At 54.1% G+C, this 22,908-nt stretch carries 20 protein-coding genes; 5 read left to right on the top strand and 15 right to left on the bottom strand.

Going from position 1 to position 22,908, the window contains the following annotated elements; genetic code table 11:
• Position 1 precedes the first annotated feature (1 nt).
• The 5 genes from dxs to ACN0VM_RS04700 all read right to left on the bottom strand — a co-directional run bounded on the left by dxs (position 2) and on the right by ACN0VM_RS04700 (position 6,322).
• Positions 2 to 1,945, bottom strand: a complete 1,944-nt coding sequence (gene dxs / locus ACN0VM_RS04680; RefSeq protein WP_417449687.1) for a 1-deoxy-D-xylulose-5-phosphate synthase — start codon at positions 1,943 to 1,945, stop codon at positions 2 to 4.
• 73 nt (positions 1,946 to 2,018) lie between these two features.
• The gene (locus ACN0VM_RS04685; protein WP_417449688.1) at positions 2,019 to 2,915 is read right to left on the bottom strand and encodes a polyprenyl synthetase family protein; all 897 of its coding nucleotides are present in this window, start codon (positions 2,913 to 2,915) and stop codon (positions 2,019 to 2,021) included.
• A gap of 12 nt (positions 2,916 to 2,927) precedes the next feature.
• The gene (locus tag ACN0VM_RS04690; RefSeq protein WP_417449689.1) at positions 2,928 to 3,185 is read right to left on the bottom strand and encodes an exodeoxyribonuclease VII small subunit; all 258 of its coding nucleotides are present in this window, start codon (positions 3,183 to 3,185) and stop codon (positions 2,928 to 2,930) included.
• A 98-nt stretch (positions 3,186 to 3,283) separates the two neighbouring features.
• A complete protein-coding gene (locus ACN0VM_RS04695) occupies positions 3,284 to 4,501 on the bottom strand; it encodes an MBL fold metallo-hydrolase (protein ID WP_417449690.1) in 1,218 nt (405 codons plus the stop codon).
• A 27-nt stretch (positions 4,502 to 4,528) separates the two neighbouring features.
• Positions 4,529 to 6,322, bottom strand: coding sequence for an acyl-CoA dehydrogenase (locus ACN0VM_RS04700; RefSeq protein ID WP_417449691.1), 1,794 nt, complete (start codon positions 6,320 to 6,322; stop codon positions 4,529 to 4,531).
• 143 nt (positions 6,323 to 6,465) lie between these two features.
• Here ACN0VM_RS04700 and ACN0VM_RS04705 point away from each other — a divergent pair, with 143 nt between their 5' ends.
• Together ACN0VM_RS04705 and ACN0VM_RS04710 are read left to right on the top strand one after the other, a co-directional pair.
• The gene (locus ACN0VM_RS04705) at positions 6,466 to 7,425 is read left to right on the top strand and encodes an L-threonylcarbamoyladenylate synthase (protein WP_417449692.1); all 960 of its coding nucleotides are present in this window, start codon (positions 6,466 to 6,468) and stop codon (positions 7,423 to 7,425) included.
• A complete protein-coding gene (locus tag ACN0VM_RS04710; RefSeq protein ID WP_417449693.1) occupies positions 7,422 to 8,870 on the top strand; it encodes an FAD-binding oxidoreductase in 1,449 nt (482 codons plus the stop codon). Before ACN0VM_RS04705 ends, ACN0VM_RS04710 begins: the two co-directional genes overlap by 4 nt.
• On the opposite strand, the gene ACN0VM_RS04715 is transcribed toward ACN0VM_RS04710, so the two are convergent.
• The 3 genes from ACN0VM_RS04715 to ACN0VM_RS04725 form a co-directional block, all read right to left on the bottom strand.
• Entirely contained in the window at positions 8,851 to 9,432 is a 582-nt protein-coding gene (locus ACN0VM_RS04715) for a lysophospholipid acyltransferase family protein (RefSeq protein ID WP_417449694.1), read from the bottom strand. The genes ACN0VM_RS04710 and ACN0VM_RS04715 overlap by 20 nt on opposite strands.
• Before the next feature lie 383 nt (positions 9,433 to 9,815).
• Positions 9,816 to 10,775, bottom strand: coding sequence for a DUF2336 domain-containing protein (locus ACN0VM_RS04720; RefSeq protein WP_417449695.1), 960 nt, complete (start codon positions 10,773 to 10,775; stop codon positions 9,816 to 9,818).
• 79 nt (positions 10,776 to 10,854) lie between these two features.
• The gene (locus tag ACN0VM_RS04725) at positions 10,855 to 11,385 is read right to left on the bottom strand and encodes a gamma carbonic anhydrase family protein (RefSeq protein WP_417449696.1); all 531 of its coding nucleotides are present in this window, start codon (positions 11,383 to 11,385) and stop codon (positions 10,855 to 10,857) included.
• A gap of 133 nt (positions 11,386 to 11,518) precedes the next feature.
• Between ACN0VM_RS04725 and mnmD the strand changes: the two genes are divergently transcribed.
• A complete protein-coding gene (mnmD, locus tag ACN0VM_RS04730) occupies positions 11,519 to 13,423 on the top strand; it encodes a tRNA (5-methylaminomethyl-2-thiouridine)(34)-methyltransferase MnmD (RefSeq protein ID WP_417449697.1) in 1,905 nt (634 codons plus the stop codon).
• Here the strand turns inward: mnmD and ACN0VM_RS04735 are convergent.
• The 6 genes from ACN0VM_RS04735 to ACN0VM_RS04760 form a co-directional block, all read right to left on the bottom strand.
• Positions 13,402 to 14,010 carry a hypothetical protein gene (locus ACN0VM_RS04735; RefSeq protein WP_417449698.1) on the bottom strand — a complete coding sequence of 203 codons (609 nt, stop codon included), beginning with the start codon at positions 14,008 to 14,010 and terminating at the stop codon, positions 13,402 to 13,404. The two genes, mnmD and ACN0VM_RS04735, sit on opposite strands and share 22 nt — an antisense overlap.
• Positions 14,007 to 14,522 (bottom strand): RNA polymerase sigma factor, encoded by a 516-nt coding sequence (locus tag ACN0VM_RS04740; RefSeq protein ID WP_417449699.1) that lies wholly within the window; start codon positions 14,520 to 14,522, stop codon positions 14,007 to 14,009. Before ACN0VM_RS04740 ends, ACN0VM_RS04735 begins: the two co-directional genes overlap by 4 nt.
• A 22-nt stretch (positions 14,523 to 14,544) precedes the next feature.
• Positions 14,545 to 15,714 (bottom strand): ABC transporter permease, encoded by a 1,170-nt coding sequence (locus tag ACN0VM_RS04745; protein ID WP_417449700.1) that lies wholly within the window; start codon positions 15,712 to 15,714, stop codon positions 14,545 to 14,547.
• Positions 15,711 to 16,457, bottom strand: coding sequence for an ATP-binding cassette domain-containing protein (locus ACN0VM_RS04750; RefSeq protein WP_417449701.1), 747 nt, complete (start codon positions 16,455 to 16,457; stop codon positions 15,711 to 15,713). The genes ACN0VM_RS04745 and ACN0VM_RS04750 overlap by 4 nt, the downstream gene beginning before the upstream one ends.
• Positions 16,458 to 16,467: 10 nt before the next feature.
• Positions 16,468 to 17,910, bottom strand: coding sequence for an alpha/beta fold hydrolase (locus ACN0VM_RS04755; RefSeq protein WP_417449702.1), 1,443 nt, complete (start codon positions 17,908 to 17,910; stop codon positions 16,468 to 16,470).
• Between the two features lie 90 nt (positions 17,911 to 18,000).
• On the bottom strand, positions 18,001 to 20,013 hold the full coding sequence (locus ACN0VM_RS04760; protein WP_417449703.1) for an elongation factor G: 2,013 nt from the start codon (positions 20,011 to 20,013) through the stop codon (positions 18,001 to 18,003).
• A 337-nt stretch (positions 20,014 to 20,350) separates the two neighbouring features.
• Between ACN0VM_RS04760 and ACN0VM_RS04765 the strand changes: the two genes are divergently transcribed.
• Positions 20,351 to 21,277, top strand: a complete 927-nt coding sequence (locus ACN0VM_RS04765) for a hydroxymethylglutaryl-CoA lyase (protein WP_417449704.1) — start codon at positions 20,351 to 20,353, stop codon at positions 21,275 to 21,277.
• 53 nt (positions 21,278 to 21,330) lie between these two features.
• On the opposite strand, the gene ACN0VM_RS04770 is transcribed toward ACN0VM_RS04765, so the two are convergent.
• Positions 21,331 to 21,813, bottom strand: coding sequence for a tetratricopeptide repeat protein (locus ACN0VM_RS04770; RefSeq protein WP_417449705.1), 483 nt, complete (start codon positions 21,811 to 21,813; stop codon positions 21,331 to 21,333).
• A gap of 177 nt (positions 21,814 to 21,990) precedes the next feature.
• Between ACN0VM_RS04770 and ACN0VM_RS04775 the strand changes: the two genes are divergently transcribed.
• The gene (locus ACN0VM_RS04775) at positions 21,991 to 22,902 is read left to right on the top strand and encodes a LysR family transcriptional regulator (protein ID WP_417449706.1); all 912 of its coding nucleotides are present in this window, start codon (positions 21,991 to 21,993) and stop codon (positions 22,900 to 22,902) included.
• The last annotated feature ends 6 nt before the right edge of the window (positions 22,903 to 22,908 follow it).

The raw sequence follows: 22,908 nt of genomic DNA on the forward strand, positions 1-22,908 counted from the left end.
ATTATTGCTTGGTGCCTGCGGCTACTTCGGCATTTTCTTGTCCAAGGTCATTCCGCCCCAAAGCCTTGAGGACAGCGGCCAAAATGCCGGAAGCATTCAAGCCTGCATCCTCATACATCTTCTCAGGTTTACCGTGGTCCTGAAACACATCAGGTAATTTCAGTGCGCGGACCTTGAGATTGCCGTCAAGAATGCCCTCGTCGGCCAGAAAATCCATCACATGTGCGCCGAAGCCACCTATCGAGTTTTCCTCGATGGTAATAACCAGTTCGTGCCTGGCAGCCAGATCACGAATAAGCTGTTCGTCCACTGGCTTGGCAAACCTGGCGTCCGCCACTGTTGTTGAAAGCCCACGCGCTTCAAGCTCATCGGCTGCCTTAAGTGCCTCACTCAGGCGTGTCCCAAGCGAGAGAATAGCCACTTTATTACCCTTCCTGACGATACGGCCCTTGCCGATCTCAAGTATCTTGCCTTCTTTTGGCAGCGCCACGCCCGTACCTTCACCGCGTGGATAGCGCACGGCAGACGGACGGTCATCAATGGCATGGGCTGTTGCGACCATGTGAACCAGCTCAGCTTCGTCAGCAGCCGCCATAACAACCATATTGGGTAGACTTGCGAGATAGGTCACATCAAAGCTGCCTGCGTGCGTCGGACCATCCGCGCCCACAAGTCCTGCACGGTCAATCATAAAGCGCACAGGCAATTTTTGCACCGCCACGTCATGAACAATCTGATCGTAAGCGCGCTGCAGGAAGGTTGAATATATGGCCACAAACGGACGGTAGCCTTCTGTTGCCATCCCCGCTGCAAAGGTCACCGCATGTTGTTCGGCTATACCCACATCAAAGGTACGGTCCGGGAACCGTTCACCAAACTTATCAAGCCCGGTACCAGACGGCATAGCAGCGGTGATCGCCACCACCTTGTCGTCTTTTTCCGCAATTTCGCCAAGTGCTTGTGCGAAAATATTAGTATAGGTCGGCGCTTTGGGAGAAGATTTTTTACGCTCCCCCGTCACCACATTGAACTGGGGTACCGCGTGATACTTTTCCTGATTGGGCGCTTCAAACGGATGGCCATGGCCTTTTTCTGTCACCACATGCACAAGGATTGGACCATCCTGTGCGTCGCGAACGTTTTCCAGCACCGGCAGAAGGTGTTCCAGATTATGCCCATCAATCGGGCCCACATAATAGAAACCCAGTTCGTCAAAAAGGGTACCACCGCCTACAGCCATGCCTCTGGCATATTCTTCCGCCTGACGCGCGCGGTCCGCGAGCGGTCGCGGAAGCATATCAATCAGCTTCTTACCAAACCCCCTGAGGCTGAGAAACGTATGCGAACTGACGATCTTGGCAAGATAAGCGCTCAAGCCGCCAACCGCCGGCGCAATAGACATGTCATTGTCATTAAGGATAACAACAAGTCGATTGCCCGCCTGCTCGGCGTTATTCATGGCTTCATAGGCCATACCGGCACTCATGGCGCCGTCACCAATGACGGCTATAGCCTTGCCCGGATTACCCGACATTTTATTGGCGACCGCCATACCCAACGCCGCGCTGATTGACGTGGAGGAATGCCCCGCGCCAAACGGATCAAAATCACTTTCGCCGCGCTTGGTAAATGGCGAAAGCCCATCGGGCTGGCGAATGGTGCGGATACGGTCGCGACGACCGGTCAAGATCTTGTGAGGATATGCCTGATGGCCTACGTCCCATATCAGCCTGTCATCCGGCGTATTGAAGACATAATGCAGCGCGACAGTAAGCTCGACGACACCAAGGCCAGCACCAAAATGCCCGCCAGTAACGGAAACGGCACTGATCATTTCTTGCCGAAGCTCGCCCGCCAGTTGCTCAAGCTTGGTCGGCGACAGCCGCCGCAGATCTTCAGGGGTCAAAACGGTATCCAGCAATGGCGTTTCGGGGCGTACGCTCAACTCTCTTGTCCTTCTAAAGCGCCTGAGAAACTATATTATGTCCGGCATTAGTGCCAATTATATCATTAATGTCTCAGGCGCGTCGATTTATAGCAAAATGCGCGACTGCGCGCAAAAGCGATGCTTTATCGTCGAAACCCGCCAAATGTTCAATAGCCTGATCGGACAACATCCGCGCCTGATTACGAGCGCGTTCAAGCCCCATCAGGCTAACCAGCGTTGCCTTGCCCGCATCAGCGTCTTTACCGACGGCTTTTCCGACTTCGTGTTCTTCGCCTTCAACGTCCAGCAGGTCATCGGCTATCTGGAAAGCAATACCGAGGTCGCGGGCATAGCCCTGAATACTGGCGCGTGCCGCTTTACTGGCATGCCCCATAATAGCACCGGCCTCAGCAGAGAAACTGATAAGAGCACCCGTTTTCATCTGTTGCAATCGGTGGATAAAATTTTCATCCATATCGTAGCGGTCTGCAGTCAAATCAATGATTTGACCCCCTACCATGCCGTGGTGTCCTGATGCCCGTGCGAGTTCATTCACAAGGGTGAGCCTAACGAAAGGATCAGAATGTGTCTCTTCACTGGATAGAATTTCAAATGCAAGGCTTTGAAGAGCATCCCCTGCCAAAATAGCAGTCGCCTCATCGAACGCTTTATGGACAGTCGGCTGCCCTCGGCGGAGATCGTCATCATCCATCGCGGGCAGGTCATCATGAACAAGAGAGAAGCAATGGATACATTCAATCGCCGCAGCAACACGTAAAGCTTGCGTACGGTCGACGCCAAAAAGTTCCGCACTCGCCAAAACCAGAAAAGGACGCAAGCGCTTCCCACCTGAGAAAACCGAATAGCGCATTGCCTCGACAACACGGTCTTCAGGACCACCCGGCAATGCCAAAAAGGGGTCCAGAACTCGTTCGATCGCGGCAGATGTGGCAGCGAGCGCTTCTTTCAAGGGGCCGTTATCTTCCACGATAAAGCCCATCTATTCCACATCAAGCGGCGCAGTGCCAGCCGCTTTACCGGACGTGTCCAAGGTGATTTTTTCGATTTTGGCCTGCGCGTCTTTCAGCTTGGCTTCACAATGCGCCTTGAGGGCAGTGCCCTTGGTATATATTTCGATAGAGTCTTCCAGCGAGGCGTTACCGGATTCCAGTTTTGCCACCACCTCGTCAAGTGCAGACATGGCCTGCTCGAAACTCAATGTTTCCATGTTTTCAGTATCGGTCGTCACGTCTGCCATCCGTCTCATCCGTCATCGAAAATCAAAATCCGTAAAGTTATCGGGCAGTTATAAGCCTGCAAACGCACGGAAGCAAAGATTATTGCTGCGACTAAGTTTCAATAAACTTCTGCGAGTGCTCGCATAGATATACCCGGAAGCTCGATTGTCTCTGAAAGCAGGCTCTCCGGCCGGAGATCTCCAAGCGCGGTAAAATAATTCACGCCATCGCGCACCTCTCTTCGCGCTAGCCCCAGTGCTTCAAGTAGATGCAGGTGGGCAATGGCCTCGCCTAATGCCAAGTAAAAATCCATCCCTGTTATCTTGCGCCTAAACAAGGCAGGAAAAGTCTCAACAGGTGAGCGGCTTTTCTGACACCATTCATGCAGCGTTGCAAGTTTATCAATATGCCCACCGATCAAGGCATCAAGGCGTTGCTGAAGGCCAATGAAGACACGACCATGGCTGGGCAACACCATTGGATCCCCGGGTATGCTGCGCATACGGTCAAGACTGACAATCCAATGTGCAAGGGGATTTGCCCTCGGCTCCCGCGCGTGCACCGAAACGTTTGATGTGATGCTGGGCAGTATCTGGTCACCACCTATAAAAAGCGGTTCATCAAGGCATGACAGGCACGCGTGTTCCGGACTGTGCCCGCGTCCGACGACGACCCGCCAACGCCGCCCCCCCATCTTGAGTAACGAACCATCCTCCAAGCGCCTATATGTAGCAGGAAGCGGCGACACACCGCGTCGATAGTTGTCGAACCTTGCCTCTCGGATCGCGGGCTCATACGAGCGAGCCACTCCATTTTCAAAAAGGAAGCGAATTTCATGTTCGGGGACATCTTTGGTCCCGCCCAGCCAGAGCGAGGAAGCCAGAAGGTATTCGGCTTGTGTAATTAAAAATTCGGCGCCGTGCCTTTCCGCGAGCCAACCTGCGAGCCCGAGATGATCGGGATGCATATGCGTCGCCACGACACGGCGAATTGGCCGGCCGCCGAGCAAACTATGTTCAAGCGTCTCCCAGGCGGCCTTTCCACGGGCTCCATTCGCCCCGGTATCTACCAGAGTCCAGCTATCACCTTCATCAAACAAGTAGACATTGATATGGTCAAGCGACCACGGCAATGGAATTCTCGCCCAATGTAGCCCTTCGGCAACCTGGAGCGTTCTGGCGCCCCCCGGTACATCTGCAAAGGCGAACACAAGCCCCTCCTTTTCGGCGCGCTCATGTTCACGTTTCTCGGCCTCTTTGCGTTTTACCGCACGGTGGTCTGCCACATCCGAACCATCAAGCTCTGACGCAGACCCCTGTCGATTTGTACTGTCCATACTCATGGTTCACGGCAAAAGTCTGGCTCAGTTGCGCGCGAAACTCTCCTCTTCCATTTGCATCAGGCTCCCTGCCCCGCTCCTGATAGGAGCTAGAAGCGCAACTGCAGAAGGCAACAGCTGTTCGATAAAAAACTGCGCTGTTGATTGTTTTGCCGCGCAAAAACTTGGATTGCCGATGCCCGACCTCAGCCGCGAAGCTGCCTCCTCCGCCTGAACTGCAAGCAAGTATGCTCCGGCCACGGTACCAAACAACCTAAGATACGGCGTTGCTGCGGCGGCCGTGTCTACAATTTTATCAACACCATTGGCGAACATGTGTTCGGCCGCCTCCTCCAGCACAGCAATGCCCGCCTGCAGTCCCGAAGCAGAGGCTGTACTCAGGCTCTGCATTTTGCCGGTTACCTCTTTCATCTCAGCAATGAAGGCGCGCCAATGCGCGCCGCCCTCAGTCATGAGCTTTCGCCCGGCAAGGTCAAGCGCCTGAATGCCGTTCGTGCCTTCGTAAATCGGTGCAATGCGACTGTCACGATAGTATTGAGCGACACCGGTTTCTTCAACGAACCCCATGCCACCATGTATCTGTATCGCCAGCGAGGCCGCTTCGACACCAATATCTGTAGAATAGGCCTTCGAGACAGGCGTGAGCAGATCAGCTTCTCCCTTCGCTTTCGCCCGTTCGCTGGCATCTTCATGAACGTGAGCCCGGTCCAACGCCCAGACATTGCGGTAAATGATGGCGCGCGCGGCCTCAGTGGTGGCGCGCATGGTCATCAGCATGCGGCGCACATCGGGGTGGTGAATGATGGTGACGCTTTCCCGACTTCCGGATCCGACAGCTGCCGATTGTACCCTGTCTCGTGCAAAAGCCACGGAGTGCTGGTAGGCCCTTTCGGCCACGGCGACACCTTCAAGGCCTACACCGATACGAGCGTGGTTCATCATGGTGAACATATTTCTCATACCCGCATTTTCGGCCCCAACTATATAGCCGATGCAATCGTCCTCATCACCAAAAGACATCACGCATGTCGGACTTGCATGAATACCCAATTTATGTTCAAGGCTCACACAGCGCACATCATTGCGCTTGCCGAGAGATCCGTCGTCGTTCAGTAGAAATTTCGGCACCAGAAACATTGAGATGCCTTTGGTTCCCGCAGGCGCATCAGGCAAGCGCGCCAGAACAAGGTGAATCACATTCTCCGCAAGGTCATGATCGCCCCACGTGATGAAAATTTTCTGCCCTGAAATGCGATAGCTGCCATCAGCTTGCCGTTCGGCCTTCGCCCTCAAAGCCCCGACATCTGACCCCGCACCCGGTTCGGTCAGGTTCATTGCACCAGACCATTCACCTGAAATCATCTTGGGAAGATACGTGTTCCGTTGTTCATCTGTTCCATGGGCGTCAATCGCTTCAATCGCGCCAGCGGTCAGCAAAGATAACAGGCTGTATGCCATATTGCCAGAAGTCACCATTTCCGTAACTGCAATGGAAAGTGTATGCGGAAGCCCCTGCCCCCCAAGTTCGGGTTTGGCTGACAAGGTGGACCATCCGCCCGTAACATAAGCCTCGTGCATTGGCTTGAAAACATCCGGTGTGACAACACCGCCATCTTTCAGGCAAGCCCCAATTTCATCGCCAACCCTGTTGGTCGGGGCAATCACGTCGCTCGCCAACTTACCCGCCTCGTCAAGTACTGCCGCGACCAGATCCTCCGTTGCTTCCTCAAATGCCTTGTGTGAAGCCCACTCTTTCATCCCGCCGGCGGTTTCCAGAGCAAAGCCAATCTCTTCCAGAGGTGCGCGATATTCACTCATGATCTTTATTCCTTTATTCGGCTATTCGGCGCCAATTAAGCCTTTCGCAGTCAACATGTGGAAATAGCCATTGTCAGTCACTGCCTAGTCGCCTATCAGCTATGGTAATAGTAAAGCTTTGTCCGTTTGAGCGGAAATTGTGCATGGCAATATATAACACTCAAGTCGTTTCTGAACACGAAGATGGTGCAATTTCAAGAGCTGTCGAGCTTTTGCGCGCCGGAAACCTCGTGGCCATTCCTACAGAGACTGTCTATGGCCTGGCCGCTGACGCTACGGAACATTGTGCAGTGCAGCATATATATAGTGTGAAGGGGCGCCCCTCAAATAATCCGCTTATCTGCCATGTGTCCGGCATTGAAATGGCCAAAAGCTATGTCGAGGTCCCACCGCTTGCGGAAAAGCTGATGCAGCGATTCTGGCCCGGCCCCCTTACGCTTGTTCTGACGCGGCTTCAGACAGCGACTGTCTCCCCGGCAGTCTCAGCTGGCTTGAGCACACTAGCCATACGGTGCCCGGCGCAGCATACCACCCGCCAGATTATCGCGGGCCTCGGTCATCCGGTAGCGGCGCCCAGCGCAAACCTTTCAGGTAAACTTTCCCCAACATGTGCCAAGGACGTAGAAATCACGCTCGGCGGAAAAATACCGATGATTCTGGATGGCGGCACCACAAGCGAAGGCATCGAGTCGACAATCATCGGTGTTCGTGATGAACGCCTCTATCTGTTACGCCCCGGCACAGTAACACCCGATGAGATTACCGAAGCCATAGGCCTGCCCGTATACGATAGAGATGACACTGAAATCAGTGCCCCTGGGCAAATGCTTAGCCATTATGCACCTGACGCTCATGTTCGCATGAACGCGACTGAAGCTCATGAGGGTGAAACTCTCATCGGCTTTGGTGCCATCGAAGGCAGTTTCACGCTTAGTCCTGACGGTGATCTGCGGGAAGCCGCCAGGAACCTGTTCAAACGGCTGCGCGATGCAGACAAAACTGATACAAAAACGATCGCTGTAGCCCCGATCCCGAACCATGGGGTTGGAATAGCAATTAACGACCGACTGAAGCGCGCAGCCGCGCCGAGAAAAAATCAATGATCGAGCAAAAGCATATTGACCAGTTACGCGCAATCGCCGGGCCTGGCGGCGCAACATCCGACACAACAACGCTAGAGCCACACCTGCGAGAATGGCGCGACAAATTTCACGGCCACACACCAATAATGCTTTTACCTGATAATGTTGAGACAGCGTCGCAGCTTGTTCGCTATTGTCAGCAACACAACGTCAGCATCGTATCTCAGGGCGGCAATACAGGCCTCGTAGGAGGCAGCACCCCCGGCCTGGAAGGCAGGACCGAGGTTCTGCTTAGCACCAAACGTATGAATAAATACTGCGTCGTTGATGAAGACGATTTTTCGATTACCGCAGACGCGGGCTGTACGGTTGCTGAGCTTCAGGAAAAGGCCGCGGAGAAAGGCCTCCTGTTTCCGCTTTCTCTTGCTTCAGAGGGAAGCTGTACTGTGGGGGGTGTTCTGTCCACGAATGCAGGCGGCATTCACGTATTGCGCTACGGCACCACGAGGGCGCTAACATTGGGATTGCAGGCCATATTACCCGGCGGCGACCTGATTGACGAACTAACCGCCCTCAGAAAAAACAACACCGGCTATAATCTGAGCCAACTCCTGATCGGAGCAGAAGGTACCCTTGGGCTCATCACCCGGGCGACCTTCAAGCTTTACCCACGTGAAGTGCAAAAACATACATGTTTACTTGCCTTGGATAACCCGGAAAAAGCTTTGCAATTGCTTGCTTCGGCACGCATTGCCAGTGGCGACCGAGTATCCGCATTCGAATTGATGCCCCGGTTCGGCATAGATCTGGTACTCAAACACATTCCCGGTACGAGCGATCCTTTGGCCAGGCCTTATAGCTGGTATATTCTGGCAGACATTGCCACCAGTCGTGAAGACACTGCGCTCGCAGCTGACATTGACGACTGGCTTGAAAACTCCTTTGAAAACGGTCTGGTCGTCGACGGGGCTGTCGCTGCATCATTAGCACAAAGCGCAGATTTTTGGCGCCTGCGCGAAAGCATGTCTGAGGCTCAGAAACTGGAAGGAGGCAGCATCAAACATGATATTTCCGTCCCGGTTTCGAAAGTTCCTGCCTTTCTTGAGCAAGGAAGCAAGGCCATTGATGACCTTATTCCGGACGCCCGACTTGTTGCGTTCGGGCATTTAGGCGACGGCAACATTCACTTTAACATCATGCAACCTGAGAATGGCGACAAAACAGAATTTCTCGCGCGCTGGGAAGAGGTGGCCATTCTTGTACACGACATCGTCATCGGCTTCGGCGGTTCGATCTCAGCCGAACACGGTATAGGTACCTTAAAAAAGGAAGAACTCACGCGGGTCAAACCTGCCGCCCTCTTGAACGCAATGACTGCAATCAAAAAAGCACTGGACCCAAATAACATCATGAATCCCGGAGTGTTTTTCGCAGGTCACCTTCCTTCTACTGATTGCGGGGATTAATGCCTGCCTTGTCGGCGTAAAAAGCCTGAATTTTCAAAAGGTCGCCGGACATATCACCTGTCGGCCAGAACGTGGGACCAATCCCCACCTCGCGGGTTTTGCTGTCAAGGAACACAAGAACAATTGGAACGTTGGCTGCTACAGCAATACGGTAAAATCCGGTTTTCCACTTTACCACCCTGGAACGGGTTCCCTCCGGGGCGACGCCCAGTATCAGCTTGGGACTAGCAGCAAACACTTCTTCAGCCTGCGCTACAACACCCGCGACACCAGAGCTTTCCCGGTCAACCGGGATACCGCCAAGCCAGTAGAAAAGGCGGCCTAACGGCCCTTGAAACAGACTATGCTTACCCAAAAACCGCACCTGTAGGCGCAGCACACCAACAACCGCCATAAAAATAGGGAAATCCCAGTTACTGGTGTGAGGAGCAGCCACCGCAACAAACTTTGGGTATTTGGGTACTTGCCCAACCACCCGCCATCTTCCAAAACGTAAAACGAGCCGACCAATGCGGTCCAGAAGGAAAACAAAAAGGCGATTACGATAAATAAGCTTGGACACCTGAAACTCCCCCCAACCCCCGCGGGAGAATTTCCCTATCTCAAAAAAATTAAGCGGACAAGAGAAATCCCGTCCGCTAAATAGTTTAAAGCGCGACCCCACTCAGGCAAAATGAGGTCGCGCTATTATACTCGTTTGAGTACCTATCAGATCTCAGGCAAAATCTGTAAGGCAAGTACATAACAGCAAACGCTGTGCCATTTTTTTAAATGATAAAAATCAATGCTTTATCAAGCTTCGTCTATATACGGGACACTCGATGTCATAGTCCGGCGTGCCAATTTGAGACATTGGATCATATTGATACAATGCATCAGCAATTGTCACTGCGGCCTTGCCCTTCTAAACCCAACAAGACCCAGTCCATGGTTTGCCGTGTTTCATCAACTACCGCGATAGAGCCTGTCATAGGCGATGAGTAAAACACCGATCACAGACCTTGAAAAGCCTGCCGTTTCCAGTAGCCGGGCAACGATATTTCTGTTTCCTGGCACCAGCTTCGCTTCAACCACAGCATAGGGACGCCCCAAGCGCACGGCCACCGCCATGGTAAACAGGCGCACGTTGCCGTTCTGAAGATAGGTAAGTAGTACATCGGATGTCAGCGCGCCGACAGCACTTAGCTGGCGCAAATAGTTTTGCATCTCATTCAGGGGGGCGATTTCCATCGTTCTCGAAAATACGCGCCTATTCGCCATAGACACCAGATAAGATGCATAATCTGTTGCCAGCCCGAACTTTTCTGACAGGTATTCCCCGTACCGCTTTGAAACCTTGAAAATGATCCGCTCCACAACGTCCGACGATAAATCCGCACGTGCTGCCAGCTTTTCCATCAAACCCCGCTCTTCTCGGAACCTGTCAACGACACGATTTTGACTTCGGGGCGAGACATCCGCAGTATCATTATTCATCAGGTTTGAAACGGCGTCGAGGCCAGCCACGTCACTGATGGCAAAACTAACGGCCTCCGACAGATTAGACCGTTGTGCTATCGCCTCCTGTTGCCCACTGCCGCAATTGCGCACAATTTCTTCCAGAAAGGCGTCATCGGTTGCTTGTGAAGCAACAAGAAACGGCATGGAAACCTGATCGATGTCCTGTGCCAGCTTGCTCAGCAATTCGGACGGAAGAAAACTGCAACTCCTCAATTCTTTGGCGAGAGCATCTCGCACAGACACCGCCACGTCTTCCACCAGCAACTGAGCGAGTTGCAGGGCGTCTTTTTTTTCATCGCCGTCATTTTCTCGCGCCAGTATTTTACCGACTTTACGGGCGATTTCGACCCTGGCATCAAGGTCAATGCTCCGAAGCTCCTGCATCTGCCACACGTCAACGTTCATAATATGCACCCAACCCCGCTGCAGAGTTTGCCACCGACTTTATATCGGGGCTACAAATTTGCTGTTGGCATGAACACTCCTAGGAAAAAGTGATCTTTTTTAGACCGCCGGCGAAACGAACTGCATTATCCTGATAGATCTTTGCGGATAAACTGATCATTTCATGCTCCTGATCAGTCAACTTTCGCACGACGCGCGCTGGGGATCCTACGATCAGAACACCGGGGGGAAACTCCTTGCCTTCCGTGATAAGGCTGTTAGCGCCCACGATAGAGCCCTCGCTAATTTTGGCACGGTTCAGAATCGTGCTCCCCATACCTATGAGGGTACGATCTGCAATACTGCACCCATGCAACATAACCTTGTGTCCTATGGTGACATTCGCACCAATATTGATCGGGGCGCCAATGTCGGTGTGCAGGACCGATTGATCCTGAATGTTACTGCCCTCACCCACAATAATTGGATCGTTATCTCCCCTGATGGTGACACCAAACCACACACTTGAGCGGGGTGCGAGCTTCACATTTCCAATAACCGCAGCATTGTCAGCAATCCAGACGGATGCATCCTCAAGAACCGGCCTGACGCCATCTAATTCATACAGCATAACTTCCCCGTACCTTTATAATCAGACTTTCACATGAAATTGGTGGCTTGCCAATCCTTAACAATAATTCACACAGGACAAAAACACACCAATAGGCTATGCAACGCGGTACCCGATAATATTTGGTACCGCGATGAAAAAGATCGAACATAATGAACTTGAATGGCGTGACAATGCGCCTGTATCCACGCATTTTGGTGATGTCTATTATTCCGCCGAAAATGGTCTGGCTGAAACAGAGTTTGTTTTTATCCGCGGTATCGGTGGCCCTCAGGTCTGGCAGGAAACACACCATTATGTGATCGGCGAGACCGGCTTTGGCACGGGCCTGAATTTTCTGGCAACATGGAAGGCCTTCAGAGAGAGCGGCGCCCGTGGCAGGCTGACATTCATATCGGTTGAAGGCTACCCGCTGACTGAAGAGGCGCTGAAGGCGGCTCACGAAACCTTCCCCGATGTTGCCGCATATGCGGCTGAACTGCGGGCGGCGTGGCCCCCTGCTGCGCCGGGTTTTCACACACGATGTTTTGACGGTGGACAAGTTACTCTTTTGCTTCTGTTCGGCGAAGCAGTAACTGCGCTCAGACGACTGAGAGCCAAAGTCGACGCCTGGTATCTTGATGGTTTTGCCCCAGCAAAAAATCCTGCAATGTGGTCAGACGATATGCTGGATGAAATCGCCCGTCTTTCAGAACCCGGCACACGGTTTGCGACCTTCACAGCAGCTGGCTTCGTGCGTAGAGGCTTGGCCGAACGCGGCTTTGAAGTGACCAAGGCGCCGGGTTATGGCCGGAAGCGAGAACGCCTTGTAGGCACGGCGTTAACGCCAGCGCCTCGAAAACAACATAAAGACACCATTCCGGAATGGGCTACGCTTCCTGTGGCGAGCGACGGCCCCATAGCTGTGATTGGCGGCGGTATTGCTGGGGCTAGTGCCGCACATGCTCTTTGTCAACGGGGCCGCGATGTCACGCTGATTACCGCGCCCTCTGCCCCCCAGGCCAGCAGCGTACCCGCTGCTATTTTGGCCCCGCGTTTCCTGCTGGATACTCAACCCGTCGCCGAATTTTTTACCAGCGCCTTTGCCTTCGCCGCCACCTTCCAGCCTTTTCAGGCAGCTTGGGCAGACGTACCCGGCATCAACATCTTGCCCAGGAATGAAAAAGACATGCAACGCATGGCTGCCATCGCAACACACCTTGGTTGGTCAGCCGACTGGCTTGAGCCAAGCTCGCGCGGGTTTATTCTCAAGCGTGGCGGCAGCCTTGATACAGCGCGGGCCTTGCACACGTTAAGGGCTGGTTTACCTGCGCGCGACGCGACCGTGACAGCGCTGGAGCGCACCGGCGCGGGCTGGCTGATAAAAAGCGACAACGACCGCATCATGGAAGCTGCCCATGTGGTGCTCGCCTGCGGCATCAATTCTTCCGCTCTTTTACCGCATCATTCCTGCCCCACCCTGCGCCCCAACCGTGGTCAGGTGGAGCTGATCTGCGCGAAGGCCATGGATATGCCGGATCAGTCCCTTGCTTATGGCGGCTATCTGATCAGTGAGATCGGTGGTATTCGCACTCTAGGGTCGACCTTCGACCGCCTGGATACCGTGGAACCTGACTCGGATCAGCCGCAGGCTGCCGCCCGCGCTCGCATCCTGAAAGCCTTTCGCGAGGTAACAGGCAAGGAAATCACAGAAGAAATGCTGGTGAGCTCCTGGGCCGGGATCAGAGCCACCACACCAGACCACCTGCCCTATGCGGGCCCTGCCTATGACGGCACGGCAGCAAGGGCACGCTACGCACCACTTGGCCTTGACGCCAACACCCGCGACCTTGGCCCTACCCCTGTTGAGGAAGGCCTCAGTATACTGAACGGCCTTGGCTCAAAGGGCTTTCAATATGGTCCCATCCTTGGCGACTATCTGGCCGCAAGCCTGTGTGGCGATCCCCTGCCTTTGGCGACCGACCATATCGCGCTACTACATCCTTTACGCCGATTGATAAAAGATATCATCAAGGGTCAATCCTCGTCCGACAACTGACGCGCCAGCTGCTCCAGTTCCTTCAGTTCACGCTGTTTGCGGCGCAGATAAGGCAACATGGCAAGCAAGACGACAACGATGACCGCAAAGCCAAGGCATAGGAACAGTTCAAAGTGAGCCACGCGTTCCTCGGTCGCTTCTTTTGTGCCGTCATAAAGAACCCAATAAGCCAGCGGTAACATCGAAAGGGAAATAATGCCCAGCCAATTATTTGCTTTAACATATAAAATGGCGGATTGCGCTCGTCTGATCTGTAATTGCACAAGTGACAGTGCGGTGTCCCCCGGCTCACCCCATGCGTTTTTTCGGATGCGAAACGCGGCATAAAGACCACCAAAGCTCAGTAGCATACCAGCGCAGGCCAGAAGGAGTTGTGGCAGGGAGCCCACGCCATAAAGCAAATAGGCAAACACACCAACACCGGCGATGGACACCAATAGCTCCAATACAAAATTGAAACGCATGCGCCACCAAACAAAACGCGCCGTGCGGGCCATGCGCGCCATGTCCACCGGCGGGCTGTCTTGCCATATATCCTTGAGGTCATCCCAGTCTGGCTGCTCAGGTTCTTGTTTGCGGTCACTCATTTTGCGCCTCCCTGGGCGACGCCTCGGCCCCGTGTCATGTGAATTTTTAAGGTTTCCTTAGCGCGACTGAAACGTACCATCGCGTTATTTTCGGATATGCCCAATGCGTCGCCAATTTCCCGATGGGAAAAACCTTCAAGCGCCAGCGTCGTCACCTGCCTGAGGTTGAGAGGCAAGGCACGCACAGCGGCAACGAGATGCTGTCTTTGTTGCCGTTTCTCAAGCCGGTCTTCCGGCCCATCCGCGTCGCAAGCCATATCGTCTTCAAGTTCAGCTTGTTGTGGTCTGTTCGCCGCTTTAGCAACGTGCGAGACCGCCCTGTTTTGGGCAACACGGGCAATGAAGGCTTTGAGGCTACCATCGCCGCGAAACTTCGGCAGCGCCTGCCAAAGGGCAAGAGAGACGTCCTGCAACACTTCCTGCTGAATAGCCGGATCGGCCTCATAAGAGGCAACGATCCGGCTCAGCATGGGGCCATAGTCTTGCAGTATTTTGTTAAACTCCAACGCCAAATGGCCCTCCCGGCAGCTTCAGTCATGCTTCCGCGAGCATATGTTCGCTTGATAGCCGTTTGATCGTCAAGCTCAGGCACAGGGCGGTACCAACCAGGCCTGCCGTCATGGCGGCCAGCGTCAACTGCACATCCACGACACCGGCAAAGAAAATACTGCCAAGACTTTCCATGTCAGAGAATATCGGCAGGTAATTCACAAAGTCCGGCAACTTGCTGTCGCCGTAGATTTTGGAGTAACCTACAATCGCGGGCACCATCATCATCATCGACATATAAGTCTGGCCTTCCTTGAAGCTTTTGGCATGAATGCTAACCACAAGCTGGAGCGAGGCCACGAACATACACAAAGTCACGAGTTGCAGCAAAGCCAGCATCATGCCCGGTGCCGTCACCTTAAGCGTGAAAGGCAACAGATCTGCAGGCAGCAGATTGATAACGATCAGGTTTACCGCCATGGTAGCCAAGGTGCCGATCAACCCGAAGCTGGCAATCATGGCCCACTTTCCGATGGTAATTGTGGCGCTACTAATCGGCATAACCATAAGGGATGCGAGACTTTGGCGCTCCCGCTCACCCGCCAGGGCATCAAGTGCAACACTCAGGCCCACGACAAAGGGAGCAAGGGTAAAGAGTAGCATCACCATGTTGCCCATGACCTTATTAATAAAACTTGCCTGCGACACGTCACCCTTTGATATTTGCATCGGCGTCATAAGCCCCGTGGGAACGCCGCGCGCAACAAGTCGCACAGCCGCAATCTGCTGATTGTAGCCAAGCAGTGCCTCACTGGCCTTCATGCCTCTCTCAGATGTGGCGCGTGAAGTTTCGTCCACGTAAATCCAAACGCTCGCCTGTTGCCCACTGCGCAGGCGCTCGGCATAGTTGTCGGGCAGCACCACCAACGCGTCCGCACCTTGTGGCAGGCCTGTTGGCACTGTTTCGCTCTCGGAGGCGGTCACAGCATAACCTTCGCGCTCGAGATAGGCCACAAGCCCCGGTGCCTGTGCCATGCCGTCAATTGCGATGGTTGTTTTTACATCAGCGGCCCGGTCATCGGACATCAGGTAGAAGAGAAAACCAAACAGCAGAGGAAAGCCGAAAACGTAGGAAACGACTGCAATCAGCGCACGTTTGTCGCGCAGCATGTCTTTCATTTCCTTGCGGTAAATAGTCCCTATTGCGCGGTTCATGCGGCGCTCCTTTTCGCAGTATTGATTGCTTCATTCGTCAGCGCCACAAAGGCTTCCTCAAGGTTCGGCTGACCACTTTCCTTGACCAGCGTCTGCGGGCTGCCATCGGCACAGATCAACCCCTCAGCCATCATCACCACATGATCCGACAGCACCTCGACTTCGGCCATAACGTGCGATGACAACAGCACACAGTGCCCCTCAGCCTTGAGAGCAAGCAATATCTCGCGCAACAGGCGGATACTCATCACATCAAGGCCGCGGGTGGGTTCATCAAGCACAATATTCTGCGGCTTGTGCACAATGGCACCAGCCAGCGCCACCTTCATGCGCTGCCCCTGACTGAAACCTTCGGTGCGCCTGTCGAGGATATCATCCATCTGCAGAAGGCGTGTTACCTCCTCCACGGCATCGTCCCGTGCGTCACCGCGCATACCTTGCAGTTCAGCGAAATAAGCGATGTGTTCCCGCGTCGTCAGTCGGGTATAAAGCCCAAACTGGTCAGGAAAAACGCCAAGACGTGCCTGCGCCGCAATCGGGTTTGTCAGTACGTCGACCCCATCAACCAACACCGTGCCGCTGGTCGGACGCAAAAGCCCGGCGACCGAGCGCAGCGTGGTCGATTTGCCAGAGCCATTGGCACCCAGCAAGGTCGTGATCAGGCCGTCTTCGGCGGTGAAGCTCACATCGCGCACCGCTTGTACGTCGCCGAAATTCTTGGCAATACTGTCTACTTTAATCATGGTGCCGCTCCTATTCCGTGTTGCCGTTGAGGCCAACCGCAAAAGGCAGGCGCTTGAGATGATCAAAGCAGGAAGCGTCCAAAGCTGAAACATCCAGCGTTTCGACAAATTTTGCCATAAGGCTCGGCATGCAACCGACATAACTGGTATTATGGCCGGTGCCTGGAACCACAATGTGCCGCCCGTTCGGGAAGCCTTTCACAAAATGCTCGCCCATCGACGGCGGCGTAATCGGGTCGAGATTGCCCGAAAGCACCAGCGCAGGCACGTCGCTTCCGATCATGGTTAAGGCGTCAGGCTCCGGTGGTGTGCTAACCCAGCCGTCACAACCCGCTTTCCAGAACTGATAATAGCTATCGCCCGCAAAGCTGCCCTCGCCCGCCACACGGGCTTGTTCTGTAGTTAGGCGCGGTACCTCATCACCGCACAGAATGGAATATGTTGTGCCCAGATACATGCTTTCTGAAACCGCCGTACCGCCAAGGAGTGACGCAATCAACGGCCCCAGGTCGCCATTCACGGCCTGGTCAACCACCAGAGGAAGATAGGTTGTGGTATCGGCCAGGTAAAATGCGCCGCGCAGTGCTTCAACCGCGTAGCCATGCAAAAACTTAAGCTCCATGGGTTCGCCGGTGACGGGGTCTGTCCCGCTATAGCGTAACTCTCCCGCCTTCGCCTTCGTCATCAAGGTGTCGATATCTGCCTCGAACGTCGGGAACCGCTCGGCGCACACGGCGTTGTTCGCACAGTCTTGCGCGATCAGATGCTTGGCGCGCTCAGCACTTTGTGCGGCGGTCTCAAAAAGCGAAACATCGGGCGGCAATACACCGTCGACAATAATACTGCGCACCCGTTCCGGATACCGCCTGAGATAAAGCGCAACCGTGCGCGTACCGTAGGAGCCACCCCAGAGATTAAGCTGAGTGTAACCCAGCCGCGCGCGCGCCTCTTCGGTGTCGCGCACAAGATTTTCCATGGTAATATGCCGAACATCGATGCTGGCGCTCTCCATGCATTCCCGCGCCATGGCGGTTAAGCCTGACAATGCCTCCGGGACTGCGTCTCCCTTACATTGCACGCCGGCGGAACGCCCGGTCCCACGTTGGTCCAGTAGGACAATATCCCGTTTGGTCCGAATGGCATCGAATGCCACGCGCGTCAGCGCGCCATACTCACCCGCTGCTTGCCCTGGTCCACCGGCGAAGACGACAAAAGCATCCTCCGCTGGCGTGCCTGCCTTGGCGGGGACAATGGTGGCGTGAAGGGTTATGCTGCCTCTTCCCGGCTCGCTGTAATCCAGCGGCACCTCGAAACTCGCGCACTTTACACGCTCCTTCACGCCTGAAAGGAAACAGGGTTTCAGGGTATCTGGTTCATCGGCTTTTAGTGCACTGCTTATGGCGACACACCAAAACGCCAAGCCTGCTGTCGCTACTCGGGTTATGTTTTTCACTCTGTTCTCCTGTTGAACCAACGTCCTCAGAACATACAGTCTCAGGGGAACAGAAAACCTTACAACTTTTTTTTAGCCAACCGGGCAGGATCAGGTGCGCCGGGCCACCACATGACCGTCCAGCACCTTCTCTTTCAGTTTACCGCCTAGCTCGTTGAGATGGTCAAACTCATGCTCGAATGTGCCGGTCCCCTGAGTAACGGACCTCAATTCAATGATCAGGTCTTGCATCTCGGATGCGGGCATCTGCGCGTCAATCAGATCCCAACCCGGCCACCCCGCGCGGGCGTCAAACCCCATAATCTGCCCCCTGCGGGACGTAATCATGCCGTTGATCTTGGCCATGTGGATTGAAGGAGCCATCACACGCACATGCTCAATCGGTTCCAGAAGCACGGGCTCACACCCCGGTAGCGCGTCAGCCATGGCCATGCGCCCGGCGGTTTTGAACGCCATGTCGGAGCTGTCTACATTATGGCATTGCCCGTCCTTCAAGGTCACGGCCACATCCACGACCGGAAAGCCAAGCGGGCCTTGCTTAAGGTATTCTTTCACCCCAGCTTCTACACTCTGGATATATTGTTTGGGGACGGAACCGCCGTGAATATTTTCCTCAAACTCGAAACCCTGTCCAAGTCCGCGCGGCTTCACCTCAATCACAACATCGCCGAACTGACCATGGCCGCCGGACTGTTTTTTGTAACGGGTGTGCTGCAGCTTGGACCGACGGATGGTTTCCTTATAAGGCACACGCGGAAACGAAAAGGCGACACCAACACCGTATTTATCCACAAGCCGCGCCCTCGCTGTTCGCATATGAATCTCGCCCTGACCCCATAATAGCAATTGTCCGGTGTCCTCCCGGTGCTCAAGCTCAAAAGATGGGTCTTCCTCGATAAGCTTGGTAAGCGCTTCCGACAACCTTGCTTCATCTTTTCGGTCGTGTACCTCCAGCGCCTGAGCGTATACGGCATGAAGATGCTCCGGCTTCTGTGCGCCGGTGCCACCAAGCGTGTCCCCGGCAGCGGCTCCTCCAAGCCGGGCGATGGCGACAATATCGCCTGCATTGGCCTGACCGATTTTCTTAAGTTCCGGCCCGGATATTTTAAACAAACCGCTGATCTTGCTGTCACCAACCTGATCACCGTCTTTCACCGTTCCTTTGAGCACACGCGCGAATGAAACCTTGCCCATATGAGGCAGGTATTTTGTCTTCAGCACATAAGCAACCTTATCTTCGCTCTTCGGCGGCATCAGGCGGTTGCAAGCCAGGCTGAAATCCGGCATCTCGTGCCGCAGCACCTTCATCAAACGTCTGAGCCCATAGGAGTTCAACGCACTTCCCATCAGCACCGGCATGATGTTGCCTGCGCAAAGGTCGGCCCCAAGGTCTTGAAATATCTCCTCCGTGCCCGGGTCGATGTCTTCCAGTAATTCCTCCATCAAGTCATCATGAAAGTCCGCGAGTCGCTCCATCATCTGGAAGCGTTCATCAGCAACCTGCTCTATATAACTTGCCGCAGTTTCAGTAATCTCGCGGCTGCCATCGACCCCGTAGCGATAGGCACGGCGTGAGGCCAGATCAACAAAACCATTTATCTTACCATCCTCGCGGATAGGAACATGCCTCAGTACGCTTGGCAGCACACTGACCTCATCAAGTGACCTAGCCAGATCCCGGATGTGCACATTGCTGTGGTCGATTTTATTGATGAACAGCAAATGGGGTATGCCACCCGCCTCAAGTTCATGCAACAAAGGGCTTAAAGCCTGTAGTTTGTCCGGCTCCGGCTCCGTCACGACAATAGCGACGTCCACAGCATACGCGGCGTTACGCATTTCCTGCATAAGTTCAATAGACCCGGGGCAGTCGATAAATATATATCGGTCGCCCAGATAGCCCGCCTCTGCAACATTGATATCTACCCCCATGGAAAGGGCTTTGGCTTCAACACCGTCGTCAGCAAAAACCCGCTCGCCATTGGCACGGCGGCGGGTCGTATCTGTCATGAAAAGTATGTTCTCAAGAAGCGTGGTTTTACCGCTTGAATATGGGCCCACGAGTGCCACCACCCGCGGGCTTGCCTGAGTGCCATTGGTCATTGATCCCTCCGTCCATGGGTCGTTTTGCAAGGTTAGCGGAAACACGGTTCCGCGCTCGACCGGGCGTAGGCATGGATTGCTTTCATAAAGCGGACAGCTGTAAACCTACCAGACGGATATCAAATTGCAAAAAAGCCGATCCTTTTTTTGAGGAATACACAGTAAAATATTAGAAATTATAACTTATTTCGCAGGAACACAAAACGGCCTGCGGTTTGTCAAAACAAAAATTATGGGCGCGCGAGTCGGAAAACATGTACATCATCATCGTCAGACTTTTGTTGATATTGCGGTGCAACATAGCTATCTAAGGCACAACACACCGCCGGAGAAAATCATGACCACACACCGCGCCGTTGAAATTGTAGAAGTTGGCGCCCGGGACGGGCTGCAAAACGAAAAGGTACATTTCTCAACCGAGCAAAAAGTGAGCCTGATTACCCGTGCCATTGATGCGGGGCTGAAGCGCTTGGAGGTTGCCAGCTTTGTGCACCCGAAGCTTGTACCTCAGATGGCTGATGCGGAAGCCGTTATTGCCGCCCTGCCTGACCAAAAGGACGTGGAATACGTAGGCCTTGTTCTAAACAAACGGGGTTACCTGCGCGCCCTTCAAACCCGTGAAGGCAATAAAAGAGGCGTGGATGAGGTTGGCTGTGTGGCGACAGCGTCAAATACTTTTGGGGAAAAAAATCAGGGCCAGACAAGGGACCAGTCCGTCGAGGTCTGCAAAGAAATCATCAAACTGGCAGCGCGTGATGGCCTGAAAGCGCAGGCAACCATTTCAACCGCTTTTGGCTGCCCATTCGAAGGCGAGGTGGAATTAGATACCGTAGTCGATATGGCCAAATCTCTCGCAGAAGCTGAGCCGCGCGAGATCGCTATTGCTGATACAATCGGCGTTGCGACACCCTATCATGTGAGCAGGCTTATGGCCCGGCTCAAGGAGACATTACCCCACGTTACCTGGCGCGCCCATTTTCACAACACCCGCAACACCGGCATTGCCAACGCCTGGGCGGCATATGAAGCAGGTGCAGCCGTACTCGACAGTTCCATCGCCGGGCTCGGTGGCTGTCCGTTCGCACCGCGTGCCACTGGCAATATCGGCACCGAGGATTTGGTCTATATGCTCAACCGCTCCGGCGTTGACACCGGCGTAGATCTTGAAAAGGCCATTGAGTTTTCGCATTGGATTGAAGGAATTTTGGCACGCCCAGTGCCATCGATGGTTGCCCATGCCGGCGGCTTCCCCCATCCGCAGTAAAACCGGGACACCCCATCAGCTGGAACACCCCGGTCTTTCCTGACGCCGCACTTCTATTGAGCGTCGGCAAGCAAACGCTTTCTATCGCCCTGTAGAGTAGCAAGAGCCTGCCTGGACAATGCATTGTCATCGAGACGAGCGGCGCGCTCATAATCTGCTTGTGCAGCCGTAAGGTCACCCCGCGCCTTATGCACGTTGCCCCGGTTCACATAGGCGCGCCAGAACATTTTGTCCTCTCGAATTGCCCGGTCACAGGCGCCTTTTGCTTCATCGAGATTACCGCGAGCATAATCGATCGCACATAGATTATTAAGGGCCGGGACCAGACGATCACGGCCAATATCAGCCTTCACAGCCCGACGGAGGTGTTTTGCCGCACCGTCAAGATCACCGGAACGCAATGCATTCATGCCGCGCTCAATATTTGCATCCTGCCCAAAATAAAGTGTTTTAACCGTCTGAGCCTCTGCACCTCCAGTTAAACTCGCAACTGCGAAAACCGCGCCAACTGCTATAGACTTCGTAAGCTTGAACATTATTTGTCTCCTCGCATCGGGAACACCGGTTCCCGCCATTAGGGCGGCTCGCTCACCGCCGGTGAAGCCTATATGGCAATGCGCGAATGAATAGTAATTGACAAAATGTGCAGGTCAGATATTCATATTTGAATTGCAAGGCAGCGACAGGTAAACACGGCGAAAAAGGACAGCAAGGTGCTCGACTGGGAAGACCTCAAATATTTTCTAGCCATGGCGGAACATGGAAGCCTGTCTGCAGCCGCCCGGAAGCTGAAGGTTAGCCAACCAACATTATCCCGCCGTCTGACAGCGCTTGAGGAAAATATCGGCGCGGAGCTTTTTGCCCGCACCCGGTCCGGGCTGGAGATGACCTTGTTGGGCGAGCAGATGCGTCATCATGCCCGGCACATGCAAGATGATGTTCATGCAATGGAACGTCTGGTAACCGGGCATGACAGCAGCCTGTCAGGTAGTGTGATGATTTCATGCATAGAGGCCGTAGGCGCTGTATGGCTTGTGCAGCAACTGGGCAAATTCATTGATCAATACCCCGGCATCACTGTCGATATTAAGGTGGATAATGCAGTATCCGACCTGTTGCGACGGGAAGCTGATATCGCCCTCAGGATGTTTCGGCCGGTGCAAAATGACCTAGTCGCTAAGCGTACGGTGACCATGAATTACGGCTATTATGCCAGCAAATCCTACCTTGAATCCCACGGACACCCGCAAAGCCTTAAAGATTTGGGAGACCATAACTTTATTCTGCCCCATGACGAGATACTAACCCACACCAAGACAGACCCGAGACGGGTTTATTCCCTTTCACGCTCGGCAACATTTCGGTCAAACAGCATGATGGCTCTGTCTACGGCGGTGGAGAGCGGCTATGGCATAGGCGCCTATAGCTGTATGATGGCTTTGCATAGGCCAGATCTTGTAAGACTTTTTGATGATCTCGTCGTGTTCAGCACCGACATTTGGCTGGTAAGCCACGCAGAACTGCGCCGCAGTGCCCGCATACGCGCAATGTATGACTATCTGGGTGACATGCTCTCAAGCCATAGTGATGCCTTTGCGGGCCGCCTGGCTTCTACCGCCGCTTGATAGAAC

The sequence above is a fragment of the Kordiimonas sp. genome, from assembly GCF_048260245.1.
Taxonomy (GTDB): Bacteria; Pseudomonadota; Alphaproteobacteria; order Sphingomonadales; family Kordiimonadaceae; genus Kordiimonas.